Raw genomic sequence first — 16270 nt, forward strand, 5'->3', positions numbered from 1 at the left:
AGGAATCAGTAATGAGAAGAAAGATACAGCGAAGCATGATACTGGTAATCACCACCACCTTGCTGATTACCTATGCGATCACCACCTTTGTGGTGTATCGCCAGACGATCAGCCTTATGGAAGATGAGATCCGCCAGGAGGCTGACTATATCTGCGCGGCCGTTGGAATCTCCGGCGAGGCATACCTCAAGGAGATGGACGCGGTGCGAAAGAACACCAGGGTTACCATGATAGACGGCCAAGGCAGGGTGACCTATGATTCCAAAGAAGACGAAGTGACCTTGGAAAACCATAAAAGCAGGCCGGAGGTGAAAGAAGCGCTCAGTAGTGGAAGCGGCCAGGATATCCGCAAGTCTGATACCCTGGGGCAGGAGATGTTCTACTATGCCCAGAGGCTTCCTGACGGCAATGTCTTAAGGGTCTCCAAGACGGTTGATACGGCATTCTTTACGGCAATAAGAATCCTGCCGGCGATGGGCGTGATTGCCGTGGTGATGCTTTTGATCGCATGGATTCTGGCAAGATGGCAGGTAGCAAGACTAATCCGTCCGATTAATGAACTGGATCTTGATAACCCGATGGAAAATGATGTGTATGAAGAATTGACGCCGCTGCTTATGAGTATAGACAGACAGAACAAGGAAAAAGACGCGATCGCAAATATGAGAAAGGAATTCTCGGCCAACGTCTCTCACGAATTAAAGACTCCGCTGACCTCCATATCAGGCTATGCGGAGATTATGAAGGACGGCCTGGTAAAGCCGGAGGATATGATGAAGTTCTCCGAGCGCATATATAATGAAGCCAGCAGGCTGATTACCCTGGTAGAGGATATCATCAAGCTGTCCCGGTTGGATGAAGGGAAGGTAGAACTGGAGAAAGAGGAAGTGGATCTCTATCAGCTTGCAAGGGAAGTGTGCAGCCGGCTGGCACCCCAGGCGAATGCAAGAGACATCCGTATAGAGGTTACCGGGGAAACCGTGACTTACAAGGGAATCCGTCAGATCTTGGATGAGATGGTATATAATATCTGCGAGAATGCAATCAAGTACAATAAGGAAGGCGGTACCTTAAGCGTCTGGGTAGGCAGCACGCTGAAAGGCAAGAAGATTATCGTGACAGACACCGGCATTGGGATTCCAGCGGATCAGCAGGAGAGAATCTTTGAGCGGTTCTACCGGGTGGACAAGAGCCACTCCAAAGAAAGCGGGGGAACCGGCCTTGGCCTGTCTATCGTAAAGCACGGGGCGATGATCCATGACGCGGATATCCGGGTGGAAAGCGAATTGGGAAAAGGCACCAGAATGGAACTTACATTCTGATGCCTGCAATAAATGCAATGGCTTTTATGATGTCCTCCTTCAACTGCCGATCATCCAGCTGTGGATCGTTACATTTCTGCTCTAGCTTGTACTTGCAGTAACTGACGATCAATTCGTTCTGCATCGTCAGCGTCTCTTTGGTTATAAGATTATCTTCCCGGAGCATAGGCATAAGAAGCTTAAGGCTCCGGTCATTAATATTTTTCCCAAAATACATGGACTCGATCTCTTCGGAGAACTGGTCCCGTTCTTCCGGGAAGATCTCATAGTACCGGTTCATGATCTCAGGAAGATTGTCACTGCGTTTTCCATAAAAGAAATTGTAGAATATATGAGGCTTCTTAAGCATGGTATCCACAAAAAGTTCCCATATAGACAGAAAATTTTCAGTAGGAGACAGGTTCTTTTGGCTTTGTAACTCAAGGGAATGACTATATTCCCTGAAATATTTCAGGGAGGCGAACATAGCCAGCTGATCCAGGTCTTCAAAATAGAGATAAATGGTGGAGTTATGAAATCCAGCCTTCTGCGCGATCTTGCGGACCGATATATTCTCAAGGCCTTCAGATTCTATCATTTCCTGGGCGGCATTAATAAATGTTCTGGCGTTCTGCCTTTTTTGCTCTTCTTTATCTATCAGTTCAGATTCTTTCATTGTTCATAAATCCTCTCTTAATCACAGTGGTCTTCTGTGTAAATGTACCATATTTTGCCTTCAAAAAAAAGCATAGTTCACAAAAAAACTTGCGAATGACAAATAATTGTCAGGTTTGGATTGACAATAAGCGCGCTTATTGCTATTATCATTGTAAGAAATAATAAATAAGCGCGCTTATTGAAATAACAAATAGGGCAAATTATACAAAGAGTGCACACTTTGGACTTGCCGGCAAGAAGATGAATGAAGGAGGATTATCATGAGACTGGAGATTGGAAATTTCTATGTACAGGATATCGCATTCGGAGAGACCCTGGCATATTGCGACGGAGTCCTGTCAATTAATAAGCAGGAGGCTTTGGACTATATCAAAGAAGATGACAGGATCACCGAGGCTGACCTTTACATAGCAAAGCCGGGAGATAAGATCCGCATGTGCCCGGTAAAAGAAGCAATCGAGCCACGCATAAGACCGGATGGGAGGAGCGTGTTTCCTGGGTATACAGGAGAACTTAAGCCTGCCGGGGATGGCGTGACATATGCACTTAAGAACACAAGCGTCCTGGTTGTGGGAAAGCATTGGGGAGGCTTCCAGGATGGCGTGATCGACATGAGTGGAGAGGGACAGAAGTACACCCTGTTCGGAGAACTGAATAATATCGTACTGGTAGCGGATACGAATGAGACGTTTGAGCATAGAGAGCAGCAGAAGAAGAACGACGCCTTAAGACGGGCCGGACACAGGCTGGCGGAGTATATTGCCTCCTGCGTCAAAGAACTGGAGCCAGATGAAATGGAAGTGTTTGAACTGGAGCCTATGATCAAGAGGGACGCGGAAACGGAGAAACTTCCTTCCGTCGTGTACGTGATGCAGCCCCAGTCCCAAATGGAAGAGATGGGATATAACGACCTGGCTTACGGGTGGGATATGAACCATGTTGTCCCTACGGTTATGCACCCCAACGAGATTCTGGATGGCGCAATGGTTTCCGGAAGCTTCATGCCGGTATCTTCCAAATGGTCGACCTATGATTTCCAAAATTGTCCGAATATCAAGGCGCTGTACAGAGAACATGGGAAAACTATCAACTTCCTGGGTGTCATTATGTCCAATCTGAATGTAGCGCTGGAGCAGAAGGAGCGCTCTGCCTTGTTCGTGGCCCAGATCGCGAAGAGCCTGGGAGCGGACGGCGCCGTAGTAGCAGAAGAAGGCTATGGCAATCCGGACGCAGACTTTATCGGCTGCTATGTGGCGTTGGAAGACGCAGGAATCAAGACGGTAGGTATCACCAATGAATGTACCGGACGTGACGGACAGTCCCAGCCACTGGTGACATTAGATGAGAAATGCGACGCGATCGTCTCCTGCGGCAATGTATCAGAACTGATTGAACTGCCTCCGATGGAGACGGTGCTGGGCGAACTGGAAGCCCTGGGAAGAGACGGCTTATCTGGAGGATGGGCCAATGACGAGATATTAGGGCCATCGGTGAGGCCGGACGGCTCGATTATTATGGAAAATAACTCGATGTTCTGCGGAGACCGGGTGTGCGGCTGGTCGCCAAAGACGATGAAAGAATTCTAGAGGAGGGTGGAAGGATGAAGAAAGCAATCTTATATATCAATCAGTTTTTCGGACAGATCGGCGGCGAAGACAAGGCTGATTTCGAGCCGCAGATCAGAGAGGGAAAGGTAGGCCCTGCGCTGGAATATGCCAAGACGCTGGATGCCCAGATCACCCATACGATCATCTGCGGAGACAACTATATGGGGAGCCATACGCAAGACGCGGTGGATGCTATCCTAAAGATGCTGGAAGACAAAGAGATGGATATCTTCCTGGCAGGCCCCGCGTTCCAGGCCGGCCGCTATGGAGTCGCCTGCGGTACCATCTGCAAGGCGGTAAAGGAAAGGTATCATGTGCCAGTGGTTACCTCCATCAATGTAGAGAACCCAGGCGTCCAGATGTTCAAGAAAGATATGTATATCTTGAAGGGAGGAAACATTGCCTCCAGGATGAGAAAAGACGTTGCGGCGGTAACGAGGCTTGCCAATAAGATTCTGAACGGCGAAGAGATCGGCTGCGCGCAGGAAGAAGGATACTTTGAAAGAGGAATCCGCCGTCAGACATGGATTCAGGAAGGAACCCCGGCTTCAGAACGAATGATCGACATGCTGCTTAAGAAACTATCGGGCCAGCCCTTTGAGACAGAACTGCCGATCCCGAAGATGGACCGCGTGCCTATCGCGCCGCCGGTTAAGGATCTCAAGACGGCAAGGATTGCACTTGTGACCACCGGAGGAATCGTCCCGGTAGATAATCCGGACCGTATCCAGTCAGCTTCCGCTACACGCTGGGGCAGATACAATATTGAGAAGGAAGACGATTTGAAAGCAGGAGAGTATAAGACGATCCATGCAGGATTCGATCCGGCAGCAGCAGATGGGGATCCGGATGTCATCACGCCCATCGATGCCCTGAAGGTTCTGGAAAAGGAAGGCGTATATGGCAGCCTTCACCCTTACTTCTATTCTACGGTAGGAACGGGAACGACCCAGGCGGAAGCGCAGCGCATGGCCAATGAGATGATCCCTTACTTTAAAGAGGACCACGTGGACGGCGTGATTCTGGTATCCACATGAGGTACCTGCACTCGTTGCGGCGCAACGATGGTCAAAGAGATTGAGAAGGCAGGATTCCCGATCGTGCAGATGTGCAACCTGATTCCGGTGGCTAAGACGGTAGGAGCAAACCGGATCGTTCCAACAATATCCATCCCGTATCCGCTGGGAGACCCCGGGACACCTAAGGAAGAGCAGTGGAAGCTGCGTTATCACAGGACAAAGGTGGCACTTGAAAGCCTGGCATCAGATATCAGCGAACAGACCGTATTCCCTGTCTGATCCTATTATGGATGAAAGGGGAATACTATGAAGAAAGAAAAGAATCAAGTGTTTTATGTTTCTCTGCTGCTGACAGGCGGCATTGCTATATGGGCTGTGGCATTTAATGGCAGTTTTACTTGCGTATCCAACGCGATCTACTCCTTCCTTACGACAGAATTCGGATGGCTGTACTTGCTTGCCATGCTGGCATTTGTCATCTTCATCATTGGCATTGCCTGCAGTAAATATGGGAAACTTCGATTGGGGCCGGATGATTCAAAGCCGGAATATAAGACAGCCTCCTGGTTTGCCATGCTATTCGGGGCAGGCATGGGGGTAGGCCTGGTGTTCTGGGGAATCTCAGAGCCGGTATCCCATTATATGAATCCGCCAGGAATGGAAGGAGGCACTGCCGAGGCGGCGGATTTTGCCATAAAGTCTTCATTCATGCACTGGGGAATCCATCCTTGGGCCAACTATGCCATCATTGGGCTGGCGCTTGCGTACTTCCAGTTCCGCAAGAAGAAGCCTGCGCTGGTAAGTTCTATTTTCGAGCCGCTGATCGGGGAGAAGAAAACAAACGGCGCTTTGGGAAAGACTATAGACATACTGGCAGTATTTGCGACGGTGGCGGGAGTTACCACTTCGCTGGGACTGGGCGTATTACAGATTAACAGTGGCCTGGACTATCTGTTTGGAATCCCGTCTACGCTTCTGGTGCAGATTGCGATTATTGCAGTGATTACCGTAGTATACATATGGTCGGCGGTATCCGGGATCGAGAAGGGAATCAAGCTGATATCCGATGCCAACCTCTATATCGCATTTGGCCTTATGATACTGGCAGTCCTGGTTGGGCCGAAGGTAGAAATCATGAATAATTTTGCCAACGGCCTGGGGCAGTATCTGGGCAATCTGATTCCTGACAGCCTTGCCATCAAAACCTATGGGGATAACAGCTGGATAATGAGCTGGAGGATCTTCTACTGGGCATGGTGGATTGCATGGGCGCCTTTCGTAGGCGTGTTCATCGCAAGAATATCAAAAGGCAGGACAATACGCGAATTCATTGTAGGCGTAGTACTGGCGCCTTCGTTAGGCTCTCTTGTATGGTTCGCGATATTTGGCACTTTGGGCATTCATCTGGGAGAAAATAAGATACTGTCTACGGAGACGCTTCAAAAAGTAGCGGCAACTCCGGAGATAGGACTCTTTACCGTCCTGGAAAAGTACCCGATCGGTATAGTGCTGTCCGTGATTGCTTTGATATTGCTATGTACGTTCTTCATAACTTCGGCGAATTCGGGAACATTTGTCTTATCTATGCTTACCTCCAAAGGAGATCTGAATCCTCCTAATAGTAAGAAGGTGCTGTGGGGAATCGTGCAGTCCCTGATGGCAGTGGGGCTTTTGATTGCAGGAGGCCTCAAGCCGCTGCAGATTATCTCCATAGCGGCCGCGTTCCCATTTATATTCATTATGCTCTTTGCCTGCGTATCGCTGGTGAAGGCTCTGAAGACCGAGAATGTATCATAAGAAATAGTCTGGAAAGTGGCGTCTTGACGTGTCAAGATGCCACTTTCATTTATGCTCTGTTCGCCTTATAATTTAAGCAGCGAGGTGTGAGCATGGAAGGAATCTTGAATTGTACGATACCCGGAATCAAAATATGCATATTGTGGAGGCAGATTGCAGGAAGCGCTCTGCTTGCAGCGGTATTGGCATGCCTGTATATCTTTGCATGGTTCCAGAGCACGGCATATGACAGCCTGCCGCAAGGACGGTCTGCCAGTCCCGTGATGAACGCACAGACGGGTAGAGTCGTAAGCGGGATGTTTCCGGAAATTGCATTGGGAATTACAAAACCAACGGTAGTGCTGTCTCTTGATGAGAGGAGAGAAGAGGCGGGAATATTCCCGGAAGTGAATCAGAAAAAGAAAGAGGACCTGAATGTTCAGGTTATGACATCTTCGGACTCCCATCCGGCGGAGGCGCCGTTGATAGTTGTCTGCCTATATGGAAACGGAGGAATGCCAGAGAAGACCATATATTCCTGCGAAAGCCCCAATATAGAAGTAGATGCTTTTCAAAGACCCAGAAGGCTTGGCAAAGAATTTACCGGCTGGTATCTGGACCCTGCATGTACCATGCCCTTTACAGGTGTGGAAGGAACCCCGGTGAATTTGGCGTTATACGCAGGATGGAAGGAATTCGACGGCTTTGTGTCCGATGAGAACGGACGGATCATTGGATGTACAAGCCCATCGGTTGCCACTGACGGCATCCTGACATTTCCAAGAAGCATGGATTGTACAGGAATTGAAAGGAATTCCCTGGGAGGGCTGGAAGAAGAAGTGATTGAGGTCTACATTCCTTCCAACATCACCTATATTGCGCCGGGAGCCTTTGATCACCTCCATCTCCTGATGTTCATCGAGGTGGCTAAGGATAATCCGGCTTATTACAGCGAGGATGGAATTCTGTATGCGGCAGATGGAGAGATCATTGCATATCCTGGCGGAAGATAGGCTTTTGCCTGTTGCAAAGAATCCTGGGAAATATTATAATCTAGGAAAATGACATTTTTGTATGATGATGCATAAGTATAAATGGAGTGTGGACATGGGGAAGATATTATTGCTGGAAGATGATGAAAGCCTGAATCGGGGAATAAGCCTGAAACTTAAAAAAGAAGGGTACGAAGTTTTAAGCGCCACCGGAGTGCCGGAGGCGAAGGAGATGTTTCGGGAAAATGAGGTAGACCTGATCATCAGCGATATTTCTATGGAAGATGGGAATGGGCTGGAATTTGGACAAAGCGTGCGCAAGGTCAGCGATGTATACCTGATCTTCCTTACGGCGCTGGATCAGGAAGTCGATATTGTAAATGGATATGATGCGGGGGCAGATGACTACATTACCAAGCCTTTCAGCCTGATGGTGCTGATATCCAAGGTCAATGCGCTGATGCGCAGGATTGAAAGTACGCACGAAGAAGGAAATGTGCTGACATCTGGAAACATCCAGGTCTGGTGCAAGGAGATGAAAGTATTTCAGGAGGAGCAGGAGGTATCTCTTAGCAAGAAGGAGATCCAGTTGCTGCTTTATTTTCTGGAGCATCCGAAGCAGATTATCTCGAAGGAGCAGATATTAGAATCAGTATGGGATATGGACGGGCAGTTTGTAGATGACAATACGGTGCCGGTAACCATCAGCAGGCTGAAAAAGAAACTTGCGACAGAAGAAGATTATGAATACATCAAGAATGTAAGGGGGATTGGCTACCTGTGGACGACAGAAGTATTGAAAAAATGATAAAGAGCCGGGAACAGGGATATATCTGGCTGGAGCGGGAGTTAAAGATGAAACTTGGCGTAAGTACTGCATTCATTGCAGTATTTTTCTTTGTAATGCGCTGCCTTGAACCGAATTTCCGTTATTGGCTGCCCTTTCTTATAGCCGCGCTTGTAATGAACGGCATATGGAATTATTTTTCGTATAAGCGGGAATACGGCAATTACCTGTCCATCAGCCGATATCTGGATGCGTTTGAAGAAGGGGACTATGATTTTCATACAGAAGAAGATTATATGAAAAGTGGAATCCATTCCCAGATCACAGAGCATCTGGAACGGCTCGGAAGTGCATTTGGAACACTTCGGAACCGTCTGGTGGAGGAGAAGGAAAATACAAAGGCGCTGATCACAGATATTTCGCATCAGTTAAAGACGCCGATTGCCGCCCTTGGCTTGAGTTTTGAACTGGTAAAGGATGAAGATATCACAGCGGCGGAAAAGATGGAATTCCTGGAGCGTGCAGAGCAGGAAGTGGGAAAATTAAACTATCTTCTGGGGACGCTTTTGAACCTGTCAAGGCTGGAGGCAGACATGATAAGACTTGAGCCTAAAGAGGCCAGCCTTAAGGAAACGCTGGTCCGGGCAGTCAATGGCATCTTTATCAAAGCAAATGAAAAAAATATAGAGATAGAAATGGAAAGTTTTAAGGATGTGAGCCTACAGCATGATCCAAGATGGACAGCGGAAGCATTTGCCAATGTCCTGGATAACGCTGTCAAGTATTCACCGGAAAAATCTAGAATACAGATACGTGTTGAACGTGAGGTATCCTACGTACTGATTGAGATCGAGGATGAAGGGATCGGAATACCGAAGGAAGAATATTCCAATATATTCAAGCGATTCTACCGTGGCAAGACTCCGCAAGTGGAGGCCATGGAGGGGGCAGGCGTCGGCCTGTATCTGGTACGCGAGATCCTGGAAGCGCAGGGAGGCAGCGTGCGCGCCCTCCCTTCCCACAGGGGAGGAACCATATTCCAGATGATGCTGCCAAAAAAGAAGTATTCTCTAGAATAACAAAACTGTTATTTTATCTGATATGTTCCTGTAAGACTCCTTTGGTAGGATAGATACAGACAAAGAAAGAATGCCCGGTCGGGTGTTAGGAAAGGGGTTCAATTATGAGAGCAATATTAGAGACTGTAGATCTGGTAAAATATTATGGAGATGGAGACAACATGGTTAAGGCCATCGACCATACAGATATATCCGTGGAGCGTGGAGAATTCGTCGCGGTGGTGGGCCGCTCGGGCTCAGGCAAGAGCACGCTGCTTCATATGCTGGGAGGACTTGACCGTCCCGACAGCGGCAAGGTATTCATCGAAGGAAGGGATATATTCGGGCTGAAGGATGAGCGGCTGGCCATATTCAGGAGAAGAAAGATCGGATTCATCTTTCAGGATTATAATCTGATGCCAGCATTGAATGTATGGGAAAACATTGTGCTTCCGATCGGATTGGACGGAAAAAGAGTGAATAAGGATTATGTGATGAGCATTGTAAAGAGCATTGGCATGGAGGACCGCCTGACTGCCACTCCAAGCATGCTGTCAGGCGGGCAGAACCAGCGCGTAGCGATCGCAAGGGCAATCGCCTCAAGGCCGGCGATTATTCTCGCGGATGAGCCCACTGGCAATCTGGACTCCAAGACAGAGATGGAAGTCATCTCAATCCTCAAGAACTGCGTTTCCAAGTATGGGCAGACCCTGGTCATGATTACCCACGACGAGACCATCGCCCAGATGGCAGACCGCATTATCATTATTGAAGATGGTAAGGTGGTGAAATAAAATGAATATTATTACGAAGACCGCAACATCGAACCTGAAAAGAAATAAAAGCAGGAATATTCTGATTGGAATCGCGATCCTTCTGACTACGCTGCTTCTTACCATCGTGCCGACGGTTCTTTTAGATACCATCGATATTGAATTTGTAGCGGTAAATAAGGCTTATCCTACCTTTCACGCGATGTTTCGGAATGTAGACGAAAAGTCTGCCGAAGAAATGCAAAAGGATGAAAGAATTACGAAAGTAGGCCTAAGGGAGGATCCTGCCTACATGGTGTGTAGCAATCCGGATGTAAATATCAGCATGGTATATTGTGATGCCAAAGCTGCCAAGTTAAACCGGCTGAAGCTTAAGGAAGGAGATTTACCGGAAAAGGCAGATGAAATCGTCGTGTCTAAGCACCTCCTCAAGGCTATGGGGCTGGAAGGAGAGATTGGCGATAGAATTACGGTGCCGTTTCAGGCAGTAGAAGACGGCGGGCTTGGGATGGAACAGGTCAAGGAATTTACCATTACCGGCTTTAGCAGGGATTCTAAAGCGGCGATTGAAAAAGGGGTATATTCCGCCATGGTTTCTAAGACATTTACAGAAGAAATCATTCCCGAGGGAGCCCACAAGTACCGAGTATATTTCCGGATCGCCGGGCCAGAGCGCATGACAACGGATGCGATAGAAGAGCAGATTAAAGAGATTGGAGCGGAATATAAGCTGAATGCCACTGACATCGTAGATAATGGAGAGTATCTCAACGCCAATTATGTGGATCCCGCTTTATACAGCGGGATGGCAGGGCTGATGGTCATAATCGTCCTGGCGGGCATCATTACGATCTACAGCATCTATTACGTGTCCATGATGAACAAGGTACAGGAATATGGAAAATTAAGAGCGATCGGCGCGACAAAACGCCAGATACGGAAACTGGTTTTCCGGGAAGGCTTCGCCGTGGCTCTGATTGCAATCCCTATCGGCCTGGCGCTTGGATCGCTGGCCAGCACATTTATCGTCCATGGAATGCTTGATACCAGCACGGGCGTGAGCAATTCCCTGGCGAAGTATATGAGGGAAGCCGTGGAGTCATCAGAAGTAACGCTGGTCAAGCCGTGGATACTTCTTCTGGCAGCCGTGGTATCTCTGGCAGCCGTATATCTGTCTCTGGTGCGTCCGATGCAGGTGGCGAGCAAAATATCAGCAATTGAGGCAATCCGCTATCAGGGCCAGGGAAGCAAGAAGAAAAAGGCCAAAGAAAGAAAAGGCTATCAGGAACTGAATACCAGGAAGTTAACGATGTCCAATCTGGGCAGGAACAAGAAACGTACCGTGGTTACCATAGTGACCCTTGGCATTACCGGCATCTTCTTTATGGTGGTCGCGACCGTGCTAAGCTGTATGACTCCCGAATCCATGACCACCCAGGACATCCGTGGTGATGTGTCCATTTCTCTGGACTTCGAGAGTGGAAACCAGATGCATCCGGAAAGAGAATTATATAAGATACAGCAGAATAATCCGCTGTCAGAGGAGTTAAGAGAACAGATTCTGGCAATCTACGGAGTAAAAGAGATCGAAGTGCAGACAATGGTTCAGGCGGTAATCCAGGAAGTGCTGGAAGAAGGAAAGCCAATGGAGACCTTCCCGAGAGGCATCGAGGATGGCGCGCTTGAGGAACTGAAGAAGTATGTGGCAGAGGGAAGCCTTGACGATGCGAAATTAAAGGATGGAAAAGGAATTATCCTTAATTCAGAAGGCTTTCTGTTATCCCAGAGCGGAAAAGGCTTTCATATCGGAGACAAGGTACACCTGGATATCAAGGATGGAGAAGACTCCGTCAGCAGAGAATTCGAGATTGTCGCGATTACCAAGCACGCGCCATATCCATTGGCGGGCTACGATATATGCATGCCAAGTTCGGTACTTCAGGAGTTCAGTAAGAACAATCTGACGGACAGATATAATATCACGGCAGAAAAAGGAAAAGCAGCCGAGGTCACCAAAGCAGTAAAAGCGCTGGTAGAAAATCAGGAATTTTTGGATATTGAAACTTATCAAGAATTATATAAGCAGGCAGAGATGCAGATTGGCTTCATGATGTATGGATGTTACGGACTGCTGCTCGTATTCGGCTTAATTGGAATCCTGAACCTTGTAAATACCATGATCAACAGCGTCTATGTCAGGCGGAGAGAACTTGGCATGCTGCAGGCCATCGGCCTGTCCGGGAAACAGACTGTGAACATGCTGCAGCTGGAAGGCTTGTTCTATACGGCGGGCACGCTTATACTGTCCCTTGGCCTGGGAAGCCTACTGGGATATCTGGCCTTCCTTTGGGCAAGGGAAGAAGGACTGATGTCTATCCGCATTTATCATTATCCGGCAGGGCCGGCACTGATGCTGGTAGCGGTGGTACTGCTTGTACAGCTGCTGATCACCTATCTGGTAAATCTCAACTTTAAGAAATCAAGCTTGATTGAGAGAATCAGGTTTGCAGAATAAAGGATAGAAAGGAAAGGGATGAATCCTCTTGGAGGGCTTCATCCCTTTCCTTATTTACAATTTAGGGTAATCGTAAAAGATTAAGAATGGTATCACGTACCTGCCGCACCTGGGGCGAGAGGCTATGATCCTTTGCGGATATCAGCGCCAGTTCCCAGTGCACCTCTTCTGCTGGAAGCGGGACGATCCTGTAATTGTCTGGCTGACGGTCCTCAATAAAAGAATCAATGGCGATGCCGATCACTTCCAGGTCCGGACAGACTCGTATCATATTTTCTACCATAACCGCCGTATCGTAGATCATCGGCTCAAAGCCGTGGAGGCGGCAGCGTTCGCAGAAATAATGGAAGATTCGGAACTGGCGGCTTATCAGCATCAGGGGATAGGGGCGCAGGTCATCAAGCCTTATGAGCGGCTTGCCGTATAATGGATGGCCGTCAGGAACCAGCGCGCATACTGCGGAAGTATGCAAAATATCCGAGTTGAATTTGACGGCATCCACAGGCCCTGAAGTCAAGACAAGATCATAGATATGATCGTACACATTTTCCTCGCACTGTAAATCCCACGATTCGATATAACTGATGGAGAAGTCCGGATATTTTTCCTGGAGAATTTTAAGCAAAGGGAGATTGAGTACCTGGTAGACGCCCAGTGTAGTGCCTAGGATAACTTCCTTTTTGTTAAGTTCGGAGAGGTCTTTTCTTAGCAAGGCATACTCTTCAGTGATTATCTGCGCATGCTTTTTCAGGATTTCTCCGGACGCAGTCAGGATCAGCCCTTCGGGAGTACGGACAAAAAGCGCGCACTGAAGTTCATCCTCCAGTTTTTTGATGGCTTTGCTGACTCCCTGGGGAGAGATGTATAAAAGTTCCGCGGCTTTTGAAAAACTGCAAGTTTTGCAGACAGTCAGAAAATATAAAAATGATGTAGGATTCATAGACGTCCCCCCATGCGCATGAACTAATAGTTGAAGGGTTGAAACTTTTGGATGTTTTACATTCTGTCAAATCCAGTATACCATGAAATCAGGGAGAAATCCAAAAGGAAGGGGATGATAGGATGAAGAATTTATTTGATCTGACAGGGAAGGTGGCGCTGATCACCGGCGCTTCTTCTGGACTTGGAGTACAGATGGCCCAAGGACTCGCGGGGCAGGGCGCCAAACTGGCGATTGTGGCCAGGAGGATGGATCGCCTGGAAAAGCTGGCGAAGGAATTCGAGGATAACGGTACTGAGTGTCTGCCTGTGAAGTGTGATATTACGAAGGAAGAAGAGATCATTGAAATGGTAGATAAGGTGATATCCCACTATGGGAAGATAGACATTCTGGTGAATAATGCAGGAATGGCATCTGGAACTGCATCGGAGGATATGACGCTGGAGGAATGGGATAAGATTATACGGCTGAATCTGACCGGATCGTTTCTTGTATCCCGGGAAGTAGGGAAGCATATGATTGCCCGTCGATATGGAAAGATAATTAATACCTGCTCCATCCAGGGAATCCGATGTACCATGGGGATGCCGGGAACTCCTTACAATTCGTCAAAAGGCGGAGATATCATGATGGTAAGGTCTCTGGCAGCGGAATGGGCGCAGTACGGGATTACGGTAAATGGAATCGGACCAGGATATTTTCCAACGGATATCGACAAAGAATATCTGGCGACGGATTATTTTAAAGGACAGCTGGCCATGCATTGCCCGATGGGCAGGATTGGACGGGACGGCGAATTGAATGGAGTCTTGATCTATTTTGCATCGGATGCATCCAGTTATACGACCGGACAGATCATGTATGTAGATGGCGGCTGGACGCTTGTTTAGACAATTCCCCCATAAAGCGATATAGGTATAGAAGGACGGGCACGCGATTGCATGCCCGTCCTTCTATGTGATACTTAAAAGTCAATCCGCTTTCTATCAGCTTATTCCGAGAGAGCAGAGTCATCCATTGCTGTGGAATCGCCGCTTTCAATCACTTCTCCGGTATCCTTGTTTTTGAAGTTTACAATCGTTTTTAACTGGTCTTCTGGCACCGCGTTCAAAGACTGGTACATATTGCCCTCGACATACAGCGCGATTACGACAAAACTTTCCAGCCCGCCGTATACGGAAGCATCTACATTAACATCGAACTCGGTTACTTCATCATTGTAGGTAATAGAGTCAAAAGAAGGATAGTTTTCTTTATCCTGCAGAATCTCCTGGATGCTCTCGTCAATTCCAGTCTTAATCTCATTTAATAGATTCTGATGTGCCTCTTCTGTCATTTTGAGAGTTACGGACCCATCCTCATTCTTGGCTACCTCTGTTACGCCGGCGGCTTTTGCCTCCTCATCCAAAGTGGCTTCGGAATCTCCGACCAATGATGCCGGCAGGGTGATTTCTACTGTCTTCTGTTCCTTTTTAGGCGCTGCCTTTTTATCAGAAGAATCTTCAGTCTTTTCTTTCTTTGAAGTATCTTTGGAATCGTCCTTGCCCTGACAGGCAGCCAAAGACAGCGTCAGTACCGCAATCATCAGTACTGCGATCAATTTCTTTTTCATAGATATTTTTCCTCTCTTTCCTTATATGTCGGTCTTACAGTTTGTTCCGGTAATGCAAAAATAGTTTACATTTTCTATGTCGGCTGCTTTTTATAGAGAGCAGGTAATGACCGGTATAAACCTTGCTATTAACCGCTGGCATTTTCCAAGACCATATTAATTATATATGGTAAATTGATGAAAGTAAACGGGGGCATTTGTAATGCCATATAATTCCATAAAATTACAGTTTGAAATTCGGTATTCCGAATTTGATGGTTGACATAATACTTTATAAAGAATATAATTCCGATAAGAAGTTCGAACTTCAGAATCAATAGCAGCACCTTGAAAATAGAACAATAAGACAAAGCGGAGCATCTACCAGTACATAAAAAGCATTTATTCTGGCATACTAATTCCGGGGTGATAGTATGGATAAAAAGCAGCAGGAGAAACAGAACCGGCAGAAGAATCTGGATCAATACAACAGTGTGACCGAGAAGGTAAAGCCGGAGAATCAAAACCAGGAGCATAACGCAAGAAAAGAAGCAGTAGACGTGAAATTGAGACAGGTATAAGACTGGAACAAAGCAAAGAAAGGCATCCGCAATGGGTGCCTTTTTTGCGGGCAAAAAGGAGGAGGGGAATGGAAAATGAAATAGCAGTGGCCATCTGCTCTCTTGTCGGAACGTTGGTTGGAAGCCTGGCCGGAATCATGACGGCAAACCGGCTGACTAACTATAGGATTGAGCAGCTGGAAGAAAAAGTGAAGAAACATAACAATCTGGTGGAACGTATGATAATAGTGGAACAGTCCACAAAATCAGCGCATCACAGGATTGACGGATTAATAGCAGAAAGAGAGGAATAGGATATGGAACAGCTTATGGATTATGTGAAACCAGAACTGATCGTCGTGTCGGTAGCGCTTTACTTTATCGGCATGTGGCTTAAACAGGCAGCATTTATCAAGAATAAATATATTCCGCTGGTACTGGGAATCGTCGGAATCTTCATATGCGGTATCTGGGTAATCGGGACAGAAGCCACTACTACGAGGCAGGGAATTGCAATGGCAGTATTCACCGCGATTGTGCAAGGCGTATTGGTGGCAGGCCTGAGTACATATGTGAATCAGTTTATCAAGCAATTGGGAAAAGACGAGTGAAATATAATAAATATGGCGCAAAAACCGGAGGAAATTTTACATCCTCCGGTTTTGATGTCTTA

The 16270-nt window shown here is 47.4% G+C and carries 16 protein-coding genes; 13 read left to right on the forward strand and 3 right to left on the reverse strand.

The genetic code is table 11. The features are described 5' to 3' along the window. The first annotated feature begins 11 nt into the window (after positions 1–11). Positions 12–1322 carry a sensor histidine kinase gene (locus K0036_RS03480; RefSeq protein ID WP_220430759.1) on the forward strand — a complete coding sequence of 437 codons (1311 nt, stop codon included), beginning with the start codon at positions 12–14 and terminating at the stop codon, positions 1320–1322. Here the strand turns inward: K0036_RS03480 and K0036_RS03485 are convergent. After that, entirely contained in the window at positions 1312–1977 is a 666-nt protein-coding gene (locus K0036_RS03485) for a TetR/AcrR family transcriptional regulator (protein ID WP_220430760.1), read from the reverse strand. The two genes, K0036_RS03480 and K0036_RS03485, sit on opposite strands and share 11 nt — an antisense overlap. 262 nt (positions 1978–2239) lie before the next feature. Between K0036_RS03485 and K0036_RS03490 the strand changes: the two genes are divergently transcribed. The 8 genes from K0036_RS03490 (at position 2240) to K0036_RS03525 (ending at position 12506) form a co-directional block, all read left to right on the forward strand. After that, a complete protein-coding gene (locus tag K0036_RS03490) occupies positions 2240–3565 on the forward strand; it encodes a glycine/sarcosine/betaine reductase component B subunit (protein WP_025645189.1) in 1326 nt (441 codons plus the stop codon). Between the two features lie 14 nt (positions 3566–3579). Next, on the forward strand, positions 3580–4884 hold the full coding sequence (gene grdH / locus K0036_RS03495; protein ID WP_081702053.1) for a betaine reductase selenoprotein B: 1305 nt from the start codon (positions 3580–3582) through the stop codon (positions 4882–4884). Positions 4885–4911: 27 nt separating this feature from the next. Continuing rightward, entirely contained in the window at positions 4912–6402 is a 1491-nt protein-coding gene (locus K0036_RS03500) for a glycine betaine uptake BCCT transporter (RefSeq protein ID WP_220430761.1), read from the forward strand. Positions 6403–6494: 92 nt separating this feature from the next. Beyond that, positions 6495–7394, forward strand: a complete 900-nt coding sequence (locus tag K0036_RS03505) for a hypothetical protein (RefSeq protein ID WP_220430762.1) — start codon at positions 6495–6497, stop codon at positions 7392–7394. Positions 7395–7488: 94 nt separating this feature from the next. After that, the gene (locus tag K0036_RS03510) at positions 7489–8181 is read left to right on the forward strand and encodes a response regulator transcription factor (RefSeq protein WP_025645177.1); all 693 of its coding nucleotides are present in this window, start codon (positions 7489–7491) and stop codon (positions 8179–8181) included. After that, positions 8154–9239, forward strand: a complete 1086-nt coding sequence (locus K0036_RS03515) for a sensor histidine kinase (RefSeq protein ID WP_259283382.1) — start codon at positions 8154–8156, stop codon at positions 9237–9239. Before K0036_RS03510 ends, K0036_RS03515 begins: the two co-directional genes overlap by 28 nt. 104 nt (positions 9240–9343) lie before the next feature. After that, the gene (locus tag K0036_RS03520; RefSeq protein WP_220430763.1) at positions 9344–10012 is read left to right on the forward strand and encodes an ABC transporter ATP-binding protein; all 669 of its coding nucleotides are present in this window, start codon (positions 9344–9346) and stop codon (positions 10010–10012) included. A gap of 1 nt (position 10013) precedes the next feature. Then, the gene (locus K0036_RS03525; protein WP_220430764.1) at positions 10014–12506 is read left to right on the forward strand and encodes an ABC transporter permease; all 2493 of its coding nucleotides are present in this window, start codon (positions 10014–10016) and stop codon (positions 12504–12506) included. Positions 12507–12567: 61 nt separating this feature from the next. Here the strand turns inward: K0036_RS03525 and K0036_RS03530 are convergent, their stop codons facing one another. Further along, the gene (locus K0036_RS03530; protein WP_220430765.1) at positions 12568–13446 is read right to left on the reverse strand and encodes a LysR family transcriptional regulator; all 879 of its coding nucleotides are present in this window, start codon (positions 13444–13446) and stop codon (positions 12568–12570) included. A gap of 122 nt (positions 13447–13568) precedes the next feature. Between K0036_RS03530 and K0036_RS03535 the strand changes: the two genes are divergently transcribed. Further along, entirely contained in the window at positions 13569–14336 is a 768-nt protein-coding gene (locus K0036_RS03535; protein WP_220430766.1) for an SDR family NAD(P)-dependent oxidoreductase, read from the forward strand. Positions 14337–14437: 101 nt separating this feature from the next. Here K0036_RS03535 and K0036_RS03540 read toward each other — a convergent pair whose 3' ends face one another. Beyond that, on the reverse strand, positions 14438–15058 hold the full coding sequence (locus K0036_RS03540; protein WP_220430767.1) for a hypothetical protein: 621 nt from the start codon (positions 15056–15058) through the stop codon (positions 14438–14440). A 413-nt stretch (positions 15059–15471) separates the two neighbouring features. On the opposite strand from K0036_RS03540, the gene K0036_RS03545 reads away from it, so the two are divergent. The 3 genes from K0036_RS03545 (at position 15472) to K0036_RS03555 (ending at position 16208) form a co-directional block, all read left to right on the forward strand. After that, positions 15472–15618 (forward strand): hypothetical protein, encoded by a 147-nt coding sequence (locus K0036_RS03545; RefSeq protein WP_173693653.1) that lies wholly within the window; start codon positions 15472–15474, stop codon positions 15616–15618. A gap of 68 nt (positions 15619–15686) precedes the next feature. After that, entirely contained in the window at positions 15687–15911 is a 225-nt protein-coding gene (locus K0036_RS03550; RefSeq protein WP_025645166.1) for a hypothetical protein, read from the forward strand. 3 nt (positions 15912–15914) lie between these two features. Then, positions 15915–16208 carry a phage holin family protein gene (locus K0036_RS03555; protein ID WP_025645164.1) on the forward strand — a complete coding sequence of 98 codons (294 nt, stop codon included), beginning with the start codon at positions 15915–15917 and terminating at the stop codon, positions 16206–16208. The last annotated feature ends 62 nt before the right edge of the window (positions 16209–16270 follow it).

The organism is [Clostridium] scindens, from assembly GCF_019597925.1.
In the GTDB taxonomy this organism is placed as follows: Bacteria; Bacillota; Clostridia; order Lachnospirales; family Lachnospiraceae; genus Clostridium_AP.

Coding starts and splice junctions, on each gene's coding strand:
- K0036_RS03500 (WP_220430761.1), top strand. CDS start 4,912: ATGAAGAAAGAAAAGAATCAAGTGTTTTATGTTTCTCTGCTGCTGACA.
- K0036_RS03525 (WP_220430764.1), top strand. CDS start 10,014: ATGAATATTATTACGAAGACCGCAACATCGAACCTGAAAAGAAATAAA.
- K0036_RS03555 (WP_025645164.1), top strand. CDS start 15,915: ATGGAACAGCTTATGGATTATGTGAAACCAGAACTGATCGTCGTGTCG.
- K0036_RS03530 (WP_220430765.1), bottom strand. CDS start 13,446: ATGAATCCTACATCATTTTTATATTTTCTGACTGTCTGCAAAACTTGC.
- K0036_RS03540 (WP_220430767.1), bottom strand. CDS start 15,058: ATGAAAAAGAAATTGATCGCAGTACTGATGATTGCGGTACTGACGCTG.
- K0036_RS03510 (WP_025645177.1), top strand. CDS start 7,489: ATGGGGAAGATATTATTGCTGGAAGATGATGAAAGCCTGAATCGGGGA.
- K0036_RS03550 (WP_025645166.1), top strand. CDS start 15,687: ATGGAAAATGAAATAGCAGTGGCCATCTGCTCTCTTGTCGGAACGTTG.
- K0036_RS03520 (WP_220430763.1), top strand. CDS start 9,344: ATGAGAGCAATATTAGAGACTGTAGATCTGGTAAAATATTATGGAGAT.
- K0036_RS03480 (WP_220430759.1), top strand. CDS start 12: ATGAGAAGAAAGATACAGCGAAGCATGATACTGGTAATCACCACCACC.
- K0036_RS03505 (WP_220430762.1), top strand. CDS start 6,495: ATGGAAGGAATCTTGAATTGTACGATACCCGGAATCAAAATATGCATA.
- K0036_RS03485 (WP_220430760.1), bottom strand. CDS start 1,977: ATGAAAGAATCTGAACTGATAGATAAAGAAGAGCAAAAAAGGCAGAAC.
- K0036_RS03535 (WP_220430766.1), top strand. CDS start 13,569: ATGAAGAATTTATTTGATCTGACAGGGAAGGTGGCGCTGATCACCGGC.
- K0036_RS03545 (WP_173693653.1), top strand. CDS start 15,472: ATGGATAAAAAGCAGCAGGAGAAACAGAACCGGCAGAAGAATCTGGAT.
- K0036_RS03490 (WP_025645189.1), top strand. CDS start 2,240: ATGAGACTGGAGATTGGAAATTTCTATGTACAGGATATCGCATTCGGA.